The following is a 17,979-nucleotide window of genomic DNA, read 5'->3' as shown; positions in this document are numbered from 1 at the left end:
TCGGGGTCTTCGCCCCCTCCCTGCTGGTGATTGACTAACCAACTCAATCCGGCAAACGCCGTCCCGTCTCGGCATCGAACAGATGCAGGGCGTCGGGCGGCGCGCCGACGCGCAGGGTCTCGCCCTCGCGGCAGAACGGCAGGCCGGCGACTCGGACCACCATTCCCTCGCCGTCCGGCAGGCGGCCATAGACTACTGTATCGGCGCCCAGAGCCTCCACCAGATCGACCGTGACGATCAGCGGCCCGTCACCGGACGTGACGGCCAGATGCTCCGGCCGCACGCCCAGCTTGATCGGCCGCCCGGCCATGTCGGGCCGCGGGCGCGGCAGAAGGAAGGCTGTGCCGCCGGGCAGCGCCACCCCCTGCCCGGCGGCGTCGAAGCGCGCGTCCAGCACGTTCATCGGTGGCGACCCGATGAAGCCGGCCACGAACAGGCTGGCCGGGCGCTGGTAGACCTCCAGCGGCGTGCCGACCTGCTCGGCCACCCCGTGATTCATCACCAGGATGCGGTCGGCCAGCGTCATCGCCTCGACCTGATCGTGCGTCACATAGAGGCTGGTGATGCCCAGCCGGTCCTGGAGCCGCTTGATCTCGACGCGCATCTGGGTGCGCAGCTTGGCGTCCAGGTTCGACAGCGGCTCGTCGAACAGGAAGGCGGCGGGCTCGCGCACGATGGCGCGGCCCATGGCGACGCGCTGGCGCTGCCCGCCGGAGAGCTGGCTGGGTCGGCGGTCGAGGAAGCGGCCAAGTTCCAGGATCTCCGCGGCCTTGGCGACGCGCGTCTGGATCTCCGCCTTGGGCAGGCCGCGGATCTTCAGCCCGTAGGCCATGTTGTCGAACACGCTCATGTGCGGGTAGAGCGCGTAGTTCTGGAACACCATGGCAATGTCGCGGTCCTTGGGCTCCAGCCCGTTGACCACCCGCCCGCCGATGGCGATCTCGCCGCCGGTGATGCTTTCCAGCCCGGCGACCATGCGCAGCAGCGTGGACTTGCCGCAGCCCGAGGGGCCGAGCAACACGAGGAACTCCCCATCCGCGACGCTGATGTCGATGCCCTTGATAGCTTCGACGGCGCCGTAGGACTTGCGGACCCGATTCAGATCGACCGTTGCCATTTCTTATTTCTCGCTGTCCACAAGGCCTTTGACGAACCAACGCTGCATCAGCACGACCACCGCCACCGGCGGCAGCATGGCCAGCACCGTCGTCGCCATGATGAGGTTCCAGTCGGTCGCGGCCTCGCCGTTGCCGATCATCTTGGTGATGCCGATGACCACCGTCTCCATCTCCGCGCTGTTGGTGATCAGCAGCGGCCAGAGATACTGGTTCCAGCCGTAGATGAAGAGGATGACGAACAGCGCCGCAATGTTGGTGCGCGACAGGGGCAGCACCACGTCCACAAAGAAGCGCAGCGCCCCCGCCCCGTCGATCTTCGCGGCCTCCACCAGCTCGTCCGGGATGGTCAGGAAGAATTGCCGGAACAGCAGCGTCGCCGTGGCCGAGGCGATCAGCGGGATGGTCAGCCCGGCGTAGCTGTCGATCAGCCCAAGGTTGGCCACCACCTCGTAGGTCGGGATGATTCGCACCTCAACCGGCAGCATCAGCGTGATGAAGATCATCCAGAAGAAGACCATGCGCAGCGGGAAGCGGAAGAAGGCCACCGCATAGGCCGAGATGATCGAGATGGCGATCTTGCCCAGCGCGATGACCAGCGCCATGACGAGGCTGTTCCACATCATGATGCGCACGGGCGTGTGCATGACGCGGTTGCCCTGCGATTCGCTCCAGGCCGAGGCGTAGTTGTTCAGCATCTCGCCGCCGGGCGTCAGCGGCAGGTTGCCGCGCCCGATGGTGGCGGCGTCCCAGGTCGAGCCGATGACCGTCACGTAGATCGGAAAGGCGAAGATCAAGACGCCCAGCATCAGGATCAGGTGCGGGACCATGTCCATCAGGCGCCCGCCGGAGCGCGGGTTGTCGCGGTCGCGGTTCATGAGTAATGCACCTTGCGCTCGACGAAGCGGAACTGTATGGCGGTCAGCGCGATGACGATGACCATCAGGATCACCGACTGCGCCGAGGAACCGCCCAGGTCGTGGTTGACCACGCCGTCCTGGTAGACGCGGAAGATCAGCGTCTCCGTGGCCTTGCCCGGCCCGCCGTGGGTCAGGGCGTGGATCGTGCCGAAGGTCTCGAAGAAGGCATAGACGATGTTCACCACCAGCAGGAAGAAGGTGGTCGGCGACAGCAGCGGGAAGGTGATCGTCCAGAAGCGGCGCACCGCCCCCGCCCCGTCGATGCTCGCCGCCTCGAGGACGGAGCGCGGGATGGCCTGCAGCCCGGCCAGGAAGAAGATGAAGTTGTAGGAGACCTGTTTCCAGCTCGCCGCCAGGATGACCATCGTCAGCGCCTGCCCGTCGTTCAGCCGGTAGTCCCAGGCGTAGCCGAGGTTGTTCAGCGCGCGGCCCAGGATGCCGATGTCCGGGTTGAAGATGAACATCCACAGCACCGCCGCCACCGCGGGCGCCAGCGCGTAGGGCCAGATCAGCAGCGTCTTGTAGGCCGCCGCCGCCCGGATCTTCGCATCGGCCAGCACCGCCAGCCCCAGCGCGGAGACCAGCGACAGGAAGGTCACCGACGCGCTGAAGACGATGGTGGTCTTGACCGTCTCCAGATAGTTCGGGTCGCTCAGCACCGCCTGGAAATTCTCCAGCCCGACGAACTGGCTGCGCAGGCCGAAGGCGTCCTGGAGATGCACCGACTGCCACAGCGCCTGCGCCGCCGGCCAGATGAAGAAGATCAGCGTCACCGCCACCTGCGGCGCCAGCAGCAGGTAGGGCAACGCCCTGTTGTCGAAAATCACGCGACGTTGCATGGAATCCTTCGGTTGCTCCCGGTTCTTTCTGCCGTCTCCCGCCCCGGGAGAGGGAAGGGACCCGCGCGAAGCGTGGGAAGGGTGAGGGTACGGCCAAGGATCAGCTCTCCGATCCTCGGTCGACCCTCACCCGGCTCTCAGCGGATGCCATCGGCATCCGCCTGACGCCGTCAGCGCTGGCCTTCGGCCAGTGCGAGAGGCCCTTCGGGCCACCCTCTCCCGGGACGGGAGAGGGAACAGCCCATAAGCCTTGCTCAGTTCTTGTTGGCGCGCTCGAAGTTGCGCAGGACCGTGTCGCCGCGCTTCACCGCGTTGTCCAGCGCCTGCTGGGCGGTCTGCTGGCCCTGGAACGCCCGCTCCATCTCCTCCTGGATGATGTTGCGGATCTCCGGCAGGTTGCCCAGCCGCAGCCCCATGGTGTTCTCCGTGGTGGCGGTCCGGGTCAACTGCTCCGCCGGCACCTCGGCGCCGGGGTTCTTGTCGTAGAAGCCCTCTTTCTTCGCCAACTCGAAGCCCTGCAGCGTCACCGGGACGTAGCCGGTGTCCATGTGCCACTTGGCGTCCACCTCCGGGCGGGCGAGGTAGCTGAAGAAGGCGGCGACGGCCTTGTACTCGTCGGCGGTGCGCTTGGGCGAGGTCATCACCCAGAAGGCGGCGCCGCCGATGATCGAGTTCTTCGGCGAGGAGATGGCGTCCGGCCAGTAGGGCAGCGGCGCGGCACCCCAATTGAACTTGGCCTCCTTGACGATGCGCCCGCGCAGGCCGGACGAGGCCTGGATCATCGCGCATTCGCCCGACGGGAACAGCGAGTCCGCGGCGTTGTCGCGGCCGCCGTAGCGCAGCGCGCCTTCCTTCTGCAGGTCGATCAGCGTCTGGAGATGCTTCACGAAGAACGGGTCGTTGATCTTCAGCGTGGCGTTCAGCCCGCCGAAGCCGTTGGCCTCCGACGCGAAGGGCTTGTCGTGGAGCGCGCCGACCTGCTCGAACTGCGTCCAGGTCGGCCAGGAGAAGGTCATCGGGCAGGTCACGCCCGCCGCCTTCAGCTTGCGCGCCGCGTCGGCCACCTCCGGCCAAGTCGCCGGCGGCTTGTTGGGGTCGAGCCCGGCCTTCTGGAAGGCGTCCTTGTTGTAGAAGGTGATGGTGGTGGAGCTGTTGAACGGCAGGGCCATCATCTTGCCGTCCTTGGAGCTGTAATAGCCCCGGACCGCCGGGATGTAGGCCGCAGCGTCGAGCCCCGACCCCGTCTCGCTCATCAGCTGGTGCACCGGCTTGATGGCCGGGCCGGCGGACAGCATGGTGGCGGTGCCGACCTCGAACATCTGCACGATGTGCGGGGCGTTGCCGGCGCGGAAGGCGGCGATGGCCGCCTGCATCGTCTCTGGATAGCTGCCCTTGAAGGTCGGGTTGACCTGGACCTTGTCCTGGCTGTCGTTGAAGCCCTTCACCACCTGCTCGAGCTGGCCGCCGAGCGGCTGGGGCAGGCCGTGCCAGAATTCGACGACAGTCTTCTGCTGGGCGTAGGCGGCGCCGGTGAAACCGGCGGCGAGCGCGAAGGCGGCCGTCGAGACGGCGAGCTTGCGGCGGGTCAGCATGGTGGTCTCTCCCTGGAAGCAATCGATTGCGTGATGTGCTGACATGCAGGGCGCGGGTTGCGGTCCCGCGACGGTCTTGTGAAGATTTGGTGACGTGTCCGGAACACGCGCGCAGGGGCGCGCCGCATCCGCTCCGCGCGGTTGCAACGTCGGTCCTGCGTAAGGCATGGAACGGGACTTAAGTCGGTGATGGATGCTGCGCCGGCATCAATGGTTTTCCTCCCCCCATGTGTGTTTCTTTTTTGCAAGCCTTAAGGATAGAGGGGGAGGCTGTCAATCAGCCGTACGTATCAGTACGGACTATCACCCTTACGTCATCTCTCGGGGTGCCATGTTTGGGCGAGCGCCCACAATGCGGCGTCGTCGCGGCACAGCGACCCGGCCAGTTGTGACAGGCTGTCCCCCATCAGGCCGGAGGAGCGCAACAGGCAGTAGGACCGGCTCGGCGCCGACAGATAGTGCGACGCCGCCGGGGCCGCGACCGGCGGCGCGGGATACAGCGCGGCGGGCGGCGGGCAGTAATAGGGCTGCGCACCGGGGTTGTAGCCGGGTACCAGCCGGTCCAGGCCGGCCCGGGGACCGAAGACGCAGCCGCGCTGGTCCCAGTCCAGGCTCGTCGTCTGCGCGGCGGCGGGCAGGACGACGAAGGCGGCCATCGTCATCCCCGCCAGACAACCGGCCAGCCGGCACCCTGCTTTGCGATGCATGCTTCCCTCCGATCCCAGGCCGCGCCCATGGCGCACCCAGACCATGACGCCAGGGCCGGCGAGCCGTGAACGGCGCCGGCCTTCGGAGGAAGTATGCGCGCTCCATCGACGCCCGGCGCGGCGCCGATGGACGGGTCGGCAAGCGCAAGCGAGGACGGCGCTCTCTGTTCGTTCGGTGGGAGGGAGGAAACGCGTCCCCCGCCCTGTCACGCCGCGCTGCTGCTCTCGACCGGCAGTTCCGCGGCGCTCGCCGCCGCCAGCGGGACGTCCACCGCAAAGACGGAGCCCTTGCCTGGCACCGAGCGCAACGAGACCGGCAGGCCCAGCAGCGTCGCCAGACGCCGCACGATGGCGAGGCCGAGCCCCAGCCCGTGCCGGCGGTCGCGGTTCGGGTTGCCGAGTTGGCGGAAGTCGTCGAAGATCGCCGACTGGTCGGCGGGGGCGATACCGAGGCCGGTGTCCCACACCTCGATGCGCAACGCGCCGCCGCGCCGCCGCGCCGCCAGCAGCACGCCACCCGACTCGGTGAAGCGCAGGGCGTTGGACAGGATCGGGCGCAGAAGCTGCTCCAGCAGCACCGGGTCGGTGCTCACCTCCGCATCCGCGGGGCGGACGTTGAAGCGCAGGGCCTTGGCGTCGGCCTCCGGCGCGAACTCGTTGAGCAGGCGGCCCAGCGTCTCGTCGATGGGGAAGGTCTGAACCTGCATCCGGACCAGCCCGGCCTCCAGCTTCGACACGTCCAGCAGGGCGCGCAGGAGCGCTTCCGCCGCCTCGATCGACATTTCCAGCTTCTCGCCCAGATCGCGCGCGCCGGGATCGGTCAGGCGGCCCATCAGCAGATGGTGGAACAGGTGCATGGCCTGGAAGGGCTGGCGCAGGTCGTGGCTGGCCGCCGACAGGAAGCGCCCGATGGCGGTGCGTCCCGTCTCGGCTTCCTGGCGGACCCGCTCGGTCTCGGTCTTCGCGCGCTCGGCTTCGGCGCGGGCGGCAGCCAGAGCAGCGGCGTTGGTGTCGGCGATAGCGGCGACCGCGGTCACGACCCCGTCCGCGTCGCGCACCGGGCTCAGCACCATTTCGCCACGGGGCAGCAGGCCGAAGGCCGACACCGGGGTCCTGGTGAGGACGACACGGCGGACCTGCGCCTCCACCTGGGACACGATGGCCGTCGGAACGCCCAGTTCGGTCAGATCCTTGCCGTCCGCCTCCTCCGGCAAGCGGCCGAAAGCCGCGGCGAAAGCCTGGTTGACCACGAGAAGCCGCGCGTCCAGCCCAAGCAGAGCGTGAGCGGCGCCATTGGCGGAGACCAGAGCCTCAAGCCAGATCGCACGATCCGTCATATGACCTTCGGTTGAGCTCTTTCTGGTATACTCGACCACAACTTCACCGCAAAAACTGAGATTACAGCACACTTATCCGGCCACTTGGGCATCGGAGTCAAATATCACATGCAAAACTCACTTGGGACAAATTCCGTTTGAATGTGAAGGACAACGCCCCCATTGGCCCAAGCCGGCCGCGCGGGCTATAAGTCAGGTATGCTTTTCCGCCGCAAATCCCACCCCTCCAAAACCCAGGCCAAAACCCAGGCTCCACGCCCCAAGGCCCCGCGCGCCCTGGCGGTCGCCGGCCTGCCCGTGCCGCTGGAGTTGCGGGAAAGCGCCCGCGCCCGCCGGATGACCCTGCGGGTGGACGCCGGACGCGGGCTGATCCAAGTGGTGATCCCGGTGGGCGTCCCGGAAGCCGAGGCGCTGCGCTTCGTCGGGCGGCACGACGGCTGGGTCCGGGCGCGGCTGGCCGCCCTGCCGCCGCAGCTTCCCTTCGCCGACGGGGCGGTGGTGCCCTATCTGGGGGTCGACCACATCATCCGGCACAGCCCGGACCTGCGCGGGGCGACCCGGCGCGAGGACGGCGCGATCCTGGTCGGCGGCCGGGCGGAGCATGTCGCCCGCCGGGTGCGCGACTTCCTGATGGCGGAGGCGCGGCGCGAGCTGGCCGAGCGGTCGCGCACCAAGGCCGCGCTGATCGGCGCGCGGGTCGCTGCCGTCACCGTGCGCGACACCAAGAGTCGTTGGGGAAGCTGCTCGGCCACCGGACGCCTCTCCTTCTCATGGCGGCTGATCCTGACGCCGGAGTCCGTGCTGGATTACGTGGTGGGGCACGAGGTGGCGCATCTGCGCGAGATGAACCACTCCCAGCGGTTCTGGACGCTGTGTGCGCAGCTGACCGGCGACGTGCGCACGCCCCGCCTCTGGCTGAAGGCCAACGGCACGCGGCTGCTTCGTTATGGCGAGGGCAGCGGCGAGGGGACGGAAATGGTTTCACCTGCAAATGACGGTCATGCCGAAACGCCGTGACGGAGTCGCGCCGAGCCTCTGCTAGAGTGCGCCTCCCCCATCGTTCCCGGCCCGACTCCCTCCATGCCCCGTCCCGATTCCCTGACCGTCCGCGTGCTGCTGACGGCGCTCGTCGCCTTCGGCCCGCTGTCCACCGACCTCTACCTGCCCTCCCTGCCCACCTTGGTCACCGTGTTCGGCACAGACATGGCCACGGTGCAGCTCACCCTGTCGGTCTTCCTCGCCGGCTTCGCGGTGTCGCAGCTCGTCTACGGGCCGGTGTCGGACCGGTTCGGACGGCGGCCCGCCCTGCTCGGCGGCATTCTCATCTATCTGGTGGCGAGTGCCGCCTGCGCGCTGACCGACGACATCGAAACGCTGATCGTCGCGCGCTTCTTCCAGGCGCTGGGCGCCTGCTGCGGCCCGGTGGTGGCGCGGGCCGTGGTGCGCGACGTCTTCGGACGCGACCGGGCCGCCACCGTGCTGGCCTACATGGCGATGGCCATGACGCTGGCCCCCGCCGCCGGCCCCATCCTGGGCGGCGTCCTGACGGAGTGGTTCGGCTGGCGGAGCAACTTCCTGCTGCTGACCGGCTTCGCCGCCCTGATCCTGGCCGCCACCTGGGCTCTGATGGCGGAAACCAACGCCAACCGCGACGAGACGGCACTGCAACCAGGCCGGTTGTTCGCCAACTACGCGCTGCTGCTGCGCGACCGCGGCTTCGTTGGGCAGATGCTGACGGTGGCCTTCGCCTACAGCGGCATCTTCGCCTTCATTTCCGGGTCCAGCTTCGTCCTGATCGGGCGGCTGCACCTGACGCCCGCGCAGTTCGGGGCGAGCTTCGGCGCGGTGGTGCTGGGTTACGCGGTGGGGTCCTTCCTCGCCGGGCGGCTGAGCGCGCGGCTGGGCGGGCCGCGGATGATCCGCACCGGCACGGCGGTCTCGCTGGCCGGCGGGCTGCTCGGGGTGGGGCTGGCGCTGGGCGGGGTGCTGCATCTGGCGGCGGTGGTGGGTCCCGTCTTCCTTTTCATGCTGGGCGCCGGGCTGACCCTGCCCAACGCCATGGCCGGGGCGGTCGCCCCCTATCCGATGATGGCCGGGCTGGCCTCCTCGCTGGTCGGCTTCGTGCAGATGACCGTGGCGGCGCTGATCGGCGTGGCCCTCGGACACAGCCACGCGGACAGCCAGCTTCCCATGATGACGGCGATCGGGCTGGTCGCGCTCGGCGGTGCGCTGGCGCACCGGCTTCTGGTCAGTCCTCGGACTTGACGGACTCAGGTATCCAGCGCAGGGCGTAGGAGAAGACGATCGTCACGGCCAGGCAGAGCGCCAGCGCCATCCCCGCCAGCACGTAGAATCCGGCTCCGCAGGCGATGCCCAGCGCGCCGGCCATCCAGATCACCGCCGCGGTGGTCGCTCCGCGCACCGTCGTCCCGGCGCGGAACATCACCCCGGCGCTGATGAAGCCGATGGCCTGGGCGATGCCCTGGATGACGCGGGTGGGGTCCATGTCGCCCCCGCCGGTCCCCTTCCCGGCCATGCCCCAGTAAAGCTCCAGCGCAACCAGGGTCGTCACCGCCGCGCTGATGGCCACCAACGTGTGGGTGCGCAGCCCCGCCGCCTTGCCCCGGACCTCGCGGTCGAGTCCCAGCGCCGCGCCGCAAACCGCCGCCGCAGCCAGCCGGGCCGCCATGTCCCAGACCGGAATGGCCGTACTCAAGTCCATGTTATTCCTCCTTATTTTTACCTTTGCGTAACGCTTGCTACTTTTTTGCGCCCGGTCGCATTTTTCACTTTAAAAGGCGGCCCGTTCGATCTATGTAACCGCAACTCGCAAGCGCACGTGCCGCTGGCCCGCCCCTCGTCCTTTTCGAGATGTGGTTATGCAACGACGTAACGCGTGATCCCCGACCGTCCCTTAAGCAAGGCGGCGTCTTGGAGGTTACGATGGTTCATGTTGTTGTGGGTGGGCGCCGGCTCACCCGTCTCCGACTCTTTCCGGTTCTGTCCAGTCCGGTCCTTCCCCGCAAGGCAACACGGCAGTCCAGTATGGGCGGCCTGAGCGCCTGACCGTCTTTTCTTTTTGACCGGTCAGCAGCGCGCGGCCGCTCCGCCCCTGCTTTTTCACAATTCGTCCGACACCTTCATCTTGCGTCCGGGAGACTGAGATGACCGATAAGATTGCGCGCTTTTTCGAAGAGCAGCGCCCGCAGACCCCGTGCCTCGTCGTCGATCTGGACGTCGTGGAAGCGAACTACCACGACCTGGAGGAAGCGCTCCCGGACGCCCGGATCTTCTACGCCGTGAAGGCCAATCCGGCGCCGGAGATCCTCGGCCTGCTGACCCGTCTGGGCTCCGCCTTCGACACCGCCAGCGTCCCGGAAATCCAGATGGTGCTGGCCGCCGGCTGCGCGCCGGAGCGCATCTCCTACGGCAACACCATCAAGAAGGAAGCGGACATCCGCCGCGCCTTCGAGCTGGGCGTACGCCTGTTCGCCTTCGACAGCGAGGCGGAGCTCGAGAAGATCGCCCGCGCCGCCCCCGGCGCCCGCGTCTTCTGCCGCATCCTGACCTCCGGCGAGGGCGCCGAGTGGCCGCTGTCGCGCAAGTTCGGCTGCGACCTCGCCATGGCGCGGGAGCTGCTGCTGAAGGCCAAGGGCATGAACGTCGTTCCCTACGGCGTGTCCTTCCACGTCGGCTCGCAGCAGAAGGACCTGATGCAGTGGGACCACGCCATCTTCCAGGTGGCGCAGCTGTTCCGCGAGCTTGAGGTGCTGGGCGTCGACCTCGGCATGATCAACCTGGGCGGCGGCTTCCCCACCCGCTACCGCACCGACGTGCCGGAAACCACCGCCTACGGCCAGGCCATCTTCGAGTCCCTGCGCACCCACTTCGGCAACCGCCTGCCGGAAGCCATCGTGGAGCCGGGCCGCAGCATGGTCGGCAACGCCGGCATCATCGAGAGCGAGGTCGTCCTCGTCTCCCGCAAGTCGGCCAACGACGTGAAGCGCTGGGTCTATCTGGACATCGGCAAGTTCAGCGGTCTCGCCGAGACGATGGACGAGGCGATCCAGTACCCGATCCAGGTGATGGGCGCCCCTGAAGGCGAGGGCGGCGAGGGCGACACCGAGGCGGTCGTGCTGGCCGGCCCGACCTGCGACAGCGCCGACGTGCTCTACGAGCGCGCCGAGTACAAGCTGCCGATGGACCTGAAGGCTGGCGACCGCGTGCGCATCCACGCCACGGGCGCCTACACGACCACCTACTCGGCGGTCTGCTTCAACGGCTTCGCCCCGCTCCAGCAGATCTGCATCTGATCGAGCGGCGTTTCGGCTAAGAAAAAGGCCACTCTTCCTTCGGGAAGAGTGGCCTTTTCTTTTGACCGCTTGCGGAAAACCCCAAGACCCGGATGCGAAAAGGGCCGCTCCCTTACACAGGGGCGGCCCTTTTCCTTGCGGTCTCCCGCAGCCGTGACGGCGGCATTACGCCTTCCAGAACGGCTTGCTGATCTCGCCTTCGACGTCGATCTGGGAGATGCCGATGTCGTGCAGCATCCGGTCGTCCAGCCGAGCCAGCTCGCGGCGGGTGATGGTGCGCTGCCGCCACAGGGCGAACGTGTCCAGAACGCTGTCCAGCACATACGCCACCGGAGCAGGGCGCAGGGTACGGCCGGCGGGGGCCGTGCGCAGAGCGATTGCCATGGTGGTCATCCTATCTTTGAAGGTCCCGAGGGGGCCTGCCGGAAGTGGCCGCCGCGCCCTCGCTTTGTGAGAAAGAATATTGCTCATCCCGCGCAAACCCGCCACCGCCATGTGGGTATGCGAGCCGTGAGCTTTCTCGATAGCTGTCGTAGGAATATCACCGATGCAAGAATAATGGACGAATGCACAGCTTTTGGGCGCCACAAATTGTGCAGTTCACCAACAAACAGTGTTTGAAACGGAACGCTGGACAGCCGCCGCGGGGCGTCCTACCTGTGATCCCGACCGTCGTCCGATACCGAGTTCTTCCCATGATCGATACCATCGCCTTCGACGGCGACGACACGCTGTGGCACAACGAATCCCTGTTCTCGATGACGCAGGACCGCTTCCGCGCGCTGCTCGCCAACCATCTGGCCGATCCCGCGGACATCGACCGGCGGCTGCTGCAGGCCGAGCGCGAGAACCTCCGCGTCTACGGCTACGGCATCAAGGGCTTCGTCCTGTCGATGATCGAGACGGCGGTGGACCTGACCGACGGGCGCATCGGCGGGCGGGACATCCAGAGCCTCGTCGAGTTCGGCAAGGCGATGCTGGAACACCCGGTCGATCTGCTCGACGGGGTGCAGGAGGTGGTGGAGGGGCTGTCCGGGCGCTACCGGCTGCTGCTCGTCACCAAGGGCGACCTGTTCGACCAGGAAAGCAAGATCGCCCGCTCCGGCCTCGCCGAACGATTCGACGCCATCGAGATCGTCAGCGAGAAGGACCCGGCCACCTACCGCCGCCTGCTCGACCGCCATGGGGTGGACCCGGCGCGCTTCGTCATGGTGGGCAATTCCGTGCGGTCGGACATCCTGCCGGTGCTGGCCGTCGGCGGCCACGCCGTCCATGTGCCCTACCACGTCACCTGGGCGCACGAGGTGGCCGAGCCGCCCACCGAGAATTACCGCCGCATCGACAGCCTGCACGGCCTGCCGCCGCTGCTCGCCGCCTGGTGAACAGAATCTGGTGAATGGGAGACCGCGTGATGAGCTTCGCCCTGCTGACCGATCCCGCCCGCCCCACCGTGGAACCCGAAACCGGCAGCCCGTCCCCCGACCGCGTCCTGTCCGGCGCACCGGTCTTCACCACCTGGAACGAGTACGAGTCGGCGGACGGCAAACGCTACGCCGGGGTCTGGCGCTCCACCCCCGGCTCCTGGCGGATCGTCTACGACGAGTGGGAGTATTGCGAGATCCTGGAGGGCACCAGCACCATCAGCCACGCCGACGGACGCCGCTGGACCGTCGGCCCCGGCGACCGCTTCACGCTGGAACCCGGCTTCGACGGCGTGTGGGAGGTGCTGGAGACCACGACGAAACGCTACGTGGTTATCCTTCCCTGAGGAGATCACGCCATCCTTAGCCCTCTCCCCTCTGGGGAGAGGGTGGCCCGGAGGGCCGGTGAGGGGGATGCGCGTGACGGTGCGTCCGGCACAAGCACAACCCCCTCACCCTAACCCTCTCCCCAGAGGGGAGAGGGAACACCAAGCGCTTCAGCCGGGCTCCCCGAACAGGTGGACGATGCCCAGGTCGGCGCGGTTCAGCACGACCACCGCCTTGCGCCCGATCTCCACGGCCAGCAGGCACAGCGCCATGATCGACACCACCAGGACGAACCGCGCGATATCACGCGCCCAGGCCCGCCGTTTGCGGCGCCGGGCCGCCAGATGGGCGGCCAGCTTCTGCCGCAACGCGCTGCCGCGCCGCCCATAGCCGCGCGTCCACCCACCCCAGCCACGCTCCACGGGCGGCATATCATCGGACGGATCATTCGGTGCGGGCGTGGCGGGAACAGGCAGTCCGGCGCCGTCCGCAGGCGGCGAACCGGTGTTGGGCGCGGCGGTTTGGCTGGCGGTCGCGCCGGGCGGGTCGGTCGCGGTCACGGCGGTCATCCTGCGGCGGAGGAACGGTCGATGAGCCGTTATCTACGCCCTTTTCATGAAAGCGCAACACGCCGCGCCCGAACACCCGGAAAGGCCACATGGAAACAAGCGGGGGGAAACAAGCGGGGCGGCGGCGGAATGCCGCACCCCGCCTCCACCGCCTCAGCGCCGGCCGCGCGGATCGCGGCTCAGGCCCTTGGCCTCCAGCTCCGCCAGATACTCCGCCCACAGGCGATCCTGGTCCTCGCCCAGCTCGTACAGCAGCTTCCAGGAGTAGATGCCGCTGTCGTGCAGGTCGTCGAAGACGATCCGCAGAGCATAATGGCCGATGGCCTCCAGGCTCATGATGCCGACATGGCGGCGGGCCGAGACGGTCTGCTTCTGGCCGGGACCGTGGCCCTGCACCTCGGCACTCGGGCTGTGGACGCGCAGGAACTCCGCCGGGTAGGAGAAGGTTTGGCCATTGTCGAAATCGACCTCCAGCCGCTTCTCCTCCTTCTTCAGCCGGACTTCCACCGGCCAGTGCTTGGTGCCGAAGGCGTCCGACGCGAATTGCTCGTCGGACATCAGGCCGCCCCCGGCTTCCCGTCGAGGCTGCGGGCCTCGTCGATCAGCATGATCGGAATGCCGTCGCGGATCGGATAGGCCAGCCCGGCGCGGTCGCTGATCAGCTCGGCGCGCTCGGCGTCGTAGCGCAGCGGCCCCTTGGTCAGCGGGCAGACGAGGATCTCCAGAAACTTCGGATCGACGCGCGCCTGCGTCTTGCCGTCGGCGGGCGTGTCGTCGTGGGGGTGGGCGCTCATGGATCGGGCCTCGCAGTCGGAAAGTGCAGTGTCGAAGGAAACGGTCAGTGACGCAGCGCGCCGCCGTCGCCCTCATGGCCGTCGAGAATGGCCATCTCGACCAGGGCGATCAAGAGCTTCGCGCGCTCCGGCAGGTCCGGCGTCTCCAGAAGGGCCTGCTTTTCGCTGGGCGAGAAGGGGCAGATCATCGCCAGCGAGGTAACCAGCCGCTCGTCCGGCGTGCCGTCGATGGCCTTCCAGTCCACCGACAGGCCCTGCATCTTGAAATAGCCCTTCAGCCCGGCCAAAAGCCGTGGGCGGTCCAGCCCGCAGCCGTCGCTCAAGTTCCCGGCGCGCTCCAGCGGGTCGATCAGATCGCCGGTGAAGCGGTCCCAGTCCGCGGCGACCCGGCGGTAGCCGCGCTGGCCCTCCAGCTCCCGCATGATGGCGAAGCGGCTGACCCCGGTCAGGGTGATCAGGTAGCGGCCGTCCTCGGTCTCGGCGAAGCTGGTGATGCGTCCGGCGCAGCCGGTGCCGTAGACCGCCGGCTCGCGCAGGCGGCAGGCCGGATCGGTCGGCTGGACCATGCCGATCATGCGGTCGCCGGCCAGAGCGTCCTCGACCATCGCGAGGTAGCGCGGCTCGAAGATGTTCAGCGGCAGACGCCCGCGCGGCAGCAGCAGGACCCCCGCGAGCGGGAAGATCGGGAGCTGCCGCGGGAAGCGGTCCAGTGACGGGTCGATGGGGTTCCGGCTCATGCGACGAATATAGAACCCCCGGACACGGCGAACAGAGCGACCGCGAACGAAGCGGCCTCCAACAAAACAGACTCGAACGAAACAGACTCGCGGCCCGGAGTCGCCCCCGGGCCGCGAGGCCCCGTGATCAGCGGAACAGGATCGACGACAGCTTGCGGCGGCTCTGCACCGTCAGCGGGTCGGTCGGACCGAAGGCCTCGAAGAACTTGACGAGCTGCTTACGGGCGGCCTCGTCGTTCCAGGCGCGATCGCGGCGCACCAGTTCCAGAAGCTCGTCCACTGCGGCCTCGCGCTGGCCGGCGGCGAACAGCGCGAGCGCGAGGTCGAAGCGGGCCTCGTGGTCGTCCTCGTTGCGGGCGACCTTTTCCGTCAGCTCCGGGATCGGGCCGGCGTTGGCGGCCTGCTCGGCGACCTCCAGCGCGCTGCGCACCGCGGCGATCTCCTTGTCCTTGGCGATCTGCTCCGGCACCTTGTCGAGCATCTGCTTGGCGCGGGCCAGCTCGTCGTTGACGATCAGGCAGCGGACCAGCCCGGCGTAGGCCACGGCGTTCAGGTTCTCCGGATCGGCCTGCAGGATCTCGCCGTAGATCTCCGACGCGGTCTGGGTGTCGCCGGCCTCCAGCGCCTCCTTGGCCTGGGCCAGCGCCTCCTCCAGGATGTCGCCCTCGCCACCGCCCGCGGCGCCGGCCAGCTTCACCAGCTTCTCCACGAAGGCCTTCACCTGCGACTCCGGCAGGGCGCCCATGAAGCCGTCCACCGGACGCCCCTGGAAGAAGGCGTAGACCGCCGGGATCGACTGCACGCGGAGCTGCGAGGCGATCATCGGGTCCTTGTCGGTGTCGATCTTGACCAGCCGCACCTTGCCCTTCGCGGCCAGAACCGTCTTTTCCAGGATCGGGCCGAGCTGCTTGCACGGGCCGCACCAGGGCGCCCAGAAATCGACGATCACCGGCACGGACTGCGACGCCTCGATGACGTCGGCCATGAAGGCGCGGTCGCTGCTGTCCTTGATCAGGTCACCGGCGGCAGGGGCGGCGGCGGGGGCGGCACCGGCGGCGACGGGCTTGTTGGCGGGCGGAATGGAGAACATGGCGGTCACGTATCCCTTTGCGATCTCGCGTGATAGATGAGCGCACGGGGCGCGTTAAGCAAGCGTCGGCTGAGAGTCCGGCGGCTCCTCGCCGAAGGGCACGATCAGCGGCTCGTGCCCGCCGGCCCGCAGGAAGCGCAGCAGGTCCGCAGCGGCGATGGCCGTGGTGCGGTCGTTCAGCAGCGGGTGGTAGTTCAGCGGGTCGTGGGCCAGCATCTGCTCCTGCAGCACCACCCTCACCCGCCGCTCGCGGTCGTTGAACAGCGCGAATGGCGTGACCGAGCCGGGCCGCACGCCGAGATGCCGCCACAGCCGGTCGGCGGAAGCGAAGGACAGCCGCGCCGACCCGATCACCTTGTCGAAGCGGTTCAGCTCCACCCGCGCGTCCTCCAGCGCGACGACCAGCCAGTGCTGCTCCTTCTTGTCCTTCAGGAACAGGTTCTTGCAGTGGCCGCCGGGCAGCGCGCCGCGCAGCGCCTTGCTCTCCTCCACCGTGTGCAGCGGCGGGTGGCGGTGGGTCACGGTGCGGATGCCGAGCGCCGCGAGATGCTCCAGGAGCTGCTCCGGGCTCGTCGGCAGCGGCTCCTCGGCCCTGCCCTCGGGGGTGTCGCGGGTGTCCATGGAGCCATCTTTAGCGGCGCCGGCAACATTCGTCCGGGAAAATCTGTCCGGGCGCCCTAGAAAAGTGAAACATGACGCTTGCATTGCGCCGATCCATGAGTATAGTCCGCCGCACGCCGCCGGACGGCACCGAACAACGGTCCTAACGGCAGCGAAACGGAGCGCGGGCGTAGCTCAGGGGTAGAGCACAACCTTGCCAAGGTTGGGGTCGAGGGTTCGAATCCCTTCGCCCGCTCCATTCTCCCGACGGAGGCGGTGGTCCTTCGGAGGGAAACAGGACGGTTGATGGAAAGGCTGGACCTTCGGGTGCCGGCCTTTTTCGTTTTTTCCCTCTCGGCCGCATCACTTCCCCGCGCGTTGCGATTCCGCAACCGACGCCATCGCTTCCGACGCCGAGTCTGCGCCGCGGCGCTCCGCCGCCTGCAACCGACGCCTTGGCCCCGACGTTCCCAACCTCGAACCAGCGCAGCCATACAGGGCGGGCAACGTCGAAATTCGCAACCATAAGGCGTTAATCCTAGCGAACAGCATGCTTTTGTAGGTCATTCCCGGCGCACATACCCCATATGATCGCGTGAATAAATTTACTTCTCGGCAACCTACTTGCGTATGACCGCCCGAAAGACTATGCTTCAAATACGAAACAAATAGAACTTCTATCCGGTTAGGGTTGTATGCACCATGGATGGTCTGGTGGCGTCGGACGGGCTGAGCCCGTGATTTTCCCGGACAGGACGCTCCTGTCCGGCCGGCGTCCGCCGCTCCGGCAACACCGGCCCTCCCCCGCCTGATCGTCATCGGCTCCGCTGTCGTCGCACTGCGACCGGCGGTGCCGCTGGTCGCGCTTCCAAGCCCCGCTTCGTACAGCCCAGACGGCAATCCGCCCAGACGACAAGAGGTCCTTCCCATGGCTATGCAACGCTACATCGTGAATTTTCCGCGCCTGTCCCCGGACATGCTGGAAATCTGGAAGACGGTCCCCAGCAGCATCGCGTCCGACGTGCAGAACCGCTGCCAGAGCATGGACGCCCGGATCAAGCCCTGTGCCCCGGGCATGCGCATCTGCGGGCAGGCCCGCACCGCCGTGTCGATGCCGGGCGACAACAGCATGCTGCTGACCGCCTGCAGCCTGGCCGAGCCGGGCGAGGTGGTGGTGGTCGCCGGCGCCGGCCTTGAAGAGGTGGCGCTGGCCGGCGAATGGGTGGTCCGCGGCTGCAAGTCGCGCGGCCTGGGCGGTCTGGTGATCGACGGCTCCGTCCGCGACCTTCAGGAAATCCGGACCATCGGTTTTCCGGTCTTCGCCAAGGGCTCGGTCCCGCGCGGCCCGCACAAGGCCTTCGGCGGCAAAATGGATGTCCCGGCCGGCGTCGGCGGCATGGTGGTCAACCCGGGCGACCTGATCATCGGCGACGATGACGGCGTGACCGTGGTGCCACTGGCCGTGATGGACGAGGTGCTGCGGCGCTGCCTGGAGCTGATGGCCAAGGAGAAGGTGTGGTCGCAGCAGCTCGACGCCGGCAAGTCGCTGATGGAGGTGCTGGGCGTGCCGGAACCGGAAATCGTCGAGACGCCCACCCTGCGCTGATCCCCGGCATCC

20 protein-coding genes and 1 tRNA gene are annotated in these 17,979 nt (G+C 67.8%); 7 read left to right on the top strand and 14 right to left on the bottom strand.

Annotated features, from left to right (window positions below; all coding sequences use genetic code 11):
- Window positions 1–43: 43 nt before the first annotated feature.
- The 6 genes from H1Q64_RS06315 to H1Q64_RS06290 form a co-directional block, all read right to left on the bottom strand.
- Window positions 44–1,117 carry a sn-glycerol-3-phosphate import ATP-binding protein UgpC gene (locus H1Q64_RS06315; protein ID WP_237904831.1) on the bottom strand — a complete coding sequence of 358 codons (1,074 nt, stop codon included), beginning with the start codon at window positions 1,115–1,117 and terminating at the stop codon, window positions 44–46.
- A 3-nt stretch (window positions 1,118–1,120) separates the two neighbouring features.
- On the bottom strand, window positions 1,121–1,993 hold the full coding sequence (gene ugpE / locus H1Q64_RS06310; protein ID WP_237904830.1) for a sn-glycerol-3-phosphate ABC transporter permease UgpE: 873 nt from the start codon (window positions 1,991–1,993) through the stop codon (window positions 1,121–1,123).
- Window positions 1,990–2,874 carry a sn-glycerol-3-phosphate ABC transporter permease UgpA gene (gene ugpA / locus H1Q64_RS06305; protein ID WP_237904829.1) on the bottom strand — a complete coding sequence of 295 codons (885 nt, stop codon included), beginning with the start codon at window positions 2,872–2,874 and terminating at the stop codon, window positions 1,990–1,992. The genes ugpE and ugpA overlap by 4 nt, the downstream gene beginning before the upstream one ends.
- A gap of 254 nt (window positions 2,875–3,128) precedes the next feature.
- On the bottom strand, window positions 3,129–4,466 hold the full coding sequence (gene ugpB, locus H1Q64_RS06300; protein WP_237904828.1) for a sn-glycerol-3-phosphate ABC transporter substrate-binding protein UgpB: 1,338 nt from the start codon (window positions 4,464–4,466) through the stop codon (window positions 3,129–3,131).
- A 314-nt stretch (window positions 4,467–4,780) separates the two neighbouring features.
- Entirely contained in the window at window positions 4,781–5,173 is a 393-nt protein-coding gene (locus tag H1Q64_RS06295) for a hypothetical protein (protein WP_237904827.1), read from the bottom strand.
- Window positions 5,174–5,379: 206 nt separating this feature from the next.
- Complete coding sequence (locus H1Q64_RS06290; RefSeq protein WP_237904826.1) at window positions 5,380–6,510, bottom strand: PAS domain-containing sensor histidine kinase; 1,131 nt, start codon at window positions 6,508–6,510, stop codon at window positions 5,380–5,382.
- A 198-nt stretch (window positions 6,511–6,708) separates the two neighbouring features.
- On the opposite strand from H1Q64_RS06290, the gene H1Q64_RS06285 reads away from it, so the two are divergent.
- Window positions 6,709–7,527: a M48 family metallopeptidase gene (locus tag H1Q64_RS06285; protein ID WP_237904825.1), complete on the top strand. Its 819-nt coding sequence runs from the start codon at window positions 6,709–6,711 to the stop codon at window positions 7,525–7,527.
- Window positions 7,528–7,590: 63 nt separating this feature from the next.
- Window positions 7,591–8,775, top strand: a complete 1,185-nt coding sequence (locus tag H1Q64_RS06280; protein WP_237904824.1) for a multidrug effflux MFS transporter — start codon at window positions 7,591–7,593, stop codon at window positions 8,773–8,775.
- Here H1Q64_RS06280 and H1Q64_RS06275 read toward each other — a convergent pair.
- Window positions 8,759–9,232: an MgtC/SapB family protein gene (locus tag H1Q64_RS06275; protein ID WP_237904823.1), complete on the bottom strand. Its 474-nt coding sequence runs from the start codon at window positions 9,230–9,232 to the stop codon at window positions 8,759–8,761. The genes H1Q64_RS06280 and H1Q64_RS06275 overlap by 17 nt on opposite strands.
- Window positions 9,233–9,674: 442 nt before the next feature.
- On the opposite strand from H1Q64_RS06275, the gene H1Q64_RS06270 reads away from it, so the two are divergent.
- Complete coding sequence (locus H1Q64_RS06270; RefSeq protein ID WP_237904822.1) at window positions 9,675–10,823, top strand: type III PLP-dependent enzyme; 1,149 nt, start codon at window positions 9,675–9,677, stop codon at window positions 10,821–10,823.
- 165 nt (window positions 10,824–10,988) lie between these two features.
- Here H1Q64_RS06270 and H1Q64_RS06265 read toward each other — a convergent pair whose 3' ends face one another.
- Window positions 10,989–11,207 carry a DUF1127 domain-containing protein gene (locus H1Q64_RS06265; protein WP_014238561.1) on the bottom strand — a complete coding sequence of 73 codons (219 nt, stop codon included), beginning with the start codon at window positions 11,205–11,207 and terminating at the stop codon, window positions 10,989–10,991.
- A 311-nt stretch (window positions 11,208–11,518) separates the two neighbouring features.
- Here H1Q64_RS06265 and H1Q64_RS06260 point away from each other — a divergent pair, with 311 nt between their 5' ends.
- Window positions 11,519–12,205, top strand: a complete 687-nt coding sequence (locus H1Q64_RS06260) for an HAD family hydrolase (RefSeq protein ID WP_237904821.1) — start codon at window positions 11,519–11,521, stop codon at window positions 12,203–12,205.
- A gap of 29 nt (window positions 12,206–12,234) precedes the next feature.
- Window positions 12,235–12,591 carry a cupin domain-containing protein gene (locus H1Q64_RS06255; RefSeq protein WP_237904820.1) on the top strand — a complete coding sequence of 119 codons (357 nt, stop codon included), beginning with the start codon at window positions 12,235–12,237 and terminating at the stop codon, window positions 12,589–12,591.
- A gap of 150 nt (window positions 12,592–12,741) precedes the next feature.
- Here H1Q64_RS06255 and H1Q64_RS06250 read toward each other — a convergent pair whose 3' ends face one another.
- From H1Q64_RS06250 to H1Q64_RS06225, 6 genes are all read right to left on the bottom strand, one after another.
- Window positions 12,742–13,131, bottom strand: coding sequence for a hypothetical protein (locus tag H1Q64_RS06250; RefSeq protein ID WP_237904819.1), 390 nt, complete (start codon window positions 13,129–13,131; stop codon window positions 12,742–12,744).
- A 162-nt stretch (window positions 13,132–13,293) separates the two neighbouring features.
- Window positions 13,294–13,698: a gamma-butyrobetaine hydroxylase-like domain-containing protein gene (locus tag H1Q64_RS06245; RefSeq protein WP_038529747.1), complete on the bottom strand. Its 405-nt coding sequence runs from the start codon at window positions 13,696–13,698 to the stop codon at window positions 13,294–13,296.
- The gene (locus H1Q64_RS06240; protein WP_237904818.1) at window positions 13,698–13,934 is read right to left on the bottom strand and encodes a Trm112 family protein; all 237 of its coding nucleotides are present in this window, start codon (window positions 13,932–13,934) and stop codon (window positions 13,698–13,700) included. The genes H1Q64_RS06245 and H1Q64_RS06240 overlap by 1 nt, the downstream gene beginning before the upstream one ends.
- Before the next feature lie 44 nt (window positions 13,935–13,978).
- Window positions 13,979–14,671, bottom strand: coding sequence for an LON peptidase substrate-binding domain-containing protein (locus H1Q64_RS06235; RefSeq protein ID WP_237904817.1), 693 nt, complete (start codon window positions 14,669–14,671; stop codon window positions 13,979–13,981).
- Window positions 14,672–14,798: 127 nt separating this feature from the next.
- Entirely contained in the window at window positions 14,799–15,761 is a 963-nt protein-coding gene (locus H1Q64_RS06230; protein WP_237904816.1) for a thioredoxin family protein, read from the bottom strand.
- Between the two features lie 54 nt (window positions 15,762–15,815).
- Window positions 15,816–16,382 (bottom strand): prolyl-tRNA synthetase associated domain-containing protein, encoded by a 567-nt coding sequence (locus H1Q64_RS06225; RefSeq protein ID WP_014238570.1) that lies wholly within the window; start codon window positions 16,380–16,382, stop codon window positions 15,816–15,818.
- Window positions 16,383–16,545: 163 nt separating this feature from the next.
- Between H1Q64_RS06225 and H1Q64_RS06220 the strand changes: the two genes are divergently transcribed.
- Window positions 16,546–16,620 (top strand) — tRNA-Gly (locus H1Q64_RS06220).
- Window positions 16,621–17,289: 669 nt separating this feature from the next.
- Entirely contained in the window at window positions 17,290–17,967 is a 678-nt protein-coding gene (locus H1Q64_RS06215) for an RraA family protein (protein WP_237904815.1), read from the top strand.
- Window positions 17,968–17,979: the final 12 nt, after the last annotated feature.

Source organism: Azospirillum brasilense (assembly GCF_022023855.1).
GTDB lineage: Bacteria > Pseudomonadota > Alphaproteobacteria > Azospirillales > Azospirillaceae > Azospirillum > Azospirillum brasilense_F.
This window is presented reverse-complemented; position numbering and strand designations above follow the sequence as displayed.

Excerpts from the sequence above, each read along its gene's own strand:
- H1Q64_RS06315 (WP_237904831.1), bottom strand. The coding sequence starts at position 1,117 with ATGGCAACGGTCGATCTGAATCGGGTCCGCAAGTCCTACGGCGCCGTC.
- ugpE (WP_237904830.1), bottom strand. The coding sequence starts at position 1,993 with ATGAACCGCGACCGCGACAACCCGCGCTCCGGCGGGCGCCTGATGGAC.
- ugpA (WP_237904829.1), bottom strand. The coding sequence starts at position 2,874 with ATGCAACGTCGCGTGATTTTCGACAACAGGGCGTTGCCCTACCTGCTG.
- ugpB (WP_237904828.1), bottom strand. The coding sequence starts at position 4,466 with ATGCTGACCCGCCGCAAGCTCGCCGTCTCGACGGCCGCCTTCGCGCTC.
- H1Q64_RS06295 (WP_237904827.1), bottom strand. The coding sequence starts at position 5,173 with ATGCATCGCAAAGCAGGGTGCCGGCTGGCCGGTTGTCTGGCGGGGATG.
- H1Q64_RS06290 (WP_237904826.1), bottom strand. The coding sequence starts at position 6,510 with ATGACGGATCGTGCGATCTGGCTTGAGGCTCTGGTCTCCGCCAATGGC.
- H1Q64_RS06285 (WP_237904825.1), top strand. The coding sequence starts at position 6,709 with ATGCTTTTCCGCCGCAAATCCCACCCCTCCAAAACCCAGGCCAAAACC.
- H1Q64_RS06280 (WP_237904824.1), top strand. The coding sequence starts at position 7,591 with ATGCCCCGTCCCGATTCCCTGACCGTCCGCGTGCTGCTGACGGCGCTC.
- H1Q64_RS06275 (WP_237904823.1), bottom strand. The coding sequence starts at position 9,232 with ATGGACTTGAGTACGGCCATTCCGGTCTGGGACATGGCGGCCCGGCTG.
- H1Q64_RS06270 (WP_237904822.1), top strand. The coding sequence starts at position 9,675 with ATGACCGATAAGATTGCGCGCTTTTTCGAAGAGCAGCGCCCGCAGACC.
- H1Q64_RS06265 (WP_014238561.1), bottom strand. The coding sequence starts at position 11,207 with ATGGCAATCGCTCTGCGCACGGCCCCCGCCGGCCGTACCCTGCGCCCT.
- H1Q64_RS06260 (WP_237904821.1), top strand. The coding sequence starts at position 11,519 with ATGATCGATACCATCGCCTTCGACGGCGACGACACGCTGTGGCACAAC.
- H1Q64_RS06255 (WP_237904820.1), top strand. The coding sequence starts at position 12,235 with ATGAGCTTCGCCCTGCTGACCGATCCCGCCCGCCCCACCGTGGAACCC.
- H1Q64_RS06245 (WP_038529747.1), bottom strand. The coding sequence starts at position 13,698 with ATGTCCGACGAGCAATTCGCGTCGGACGCCTTCGGCACCAAGCACTGG.
- H1Q64_RS06240 (WP_237904818.1), bottom strand. The coding sequence starts at position 13,934 with ATGAGCGCCCACCCCCACGACGACACGCCCGCCGACGGCAAGACGCAG.
- H1Q64_RS06235 (WP_237904817.1), bottom strand. The coding sequence starts at position 14,671 with ATGAGCCGGAACCCCATCGACCCGTCACTGGACCGCTTCCCGCGGCAG.
- H1Q64_RS06230 (WP_237904816.1), bottom strand. The coding sequence starts at position 15,761 with ATGTTCTCCATTCCGCCCGCCAACAAGCCCGTCGCCGCCGGTGCCGCC.
- H1Q64_RS06225 (WP_014238570.1), bottom strand. The coding sequence starts at position 16,382 with ATGGACACCCGCGACACCCCCGAGGGCAGGGCCGAGGAGCCGCTGCCG.
- H1Q64_RS06215 (WP_237904815.1), top strand. The coding sequence starts at position 17,290 with ATGGCTATGCAACGCTACATCGTGAATTTTCCGCGCCTGTCCCCGGAC.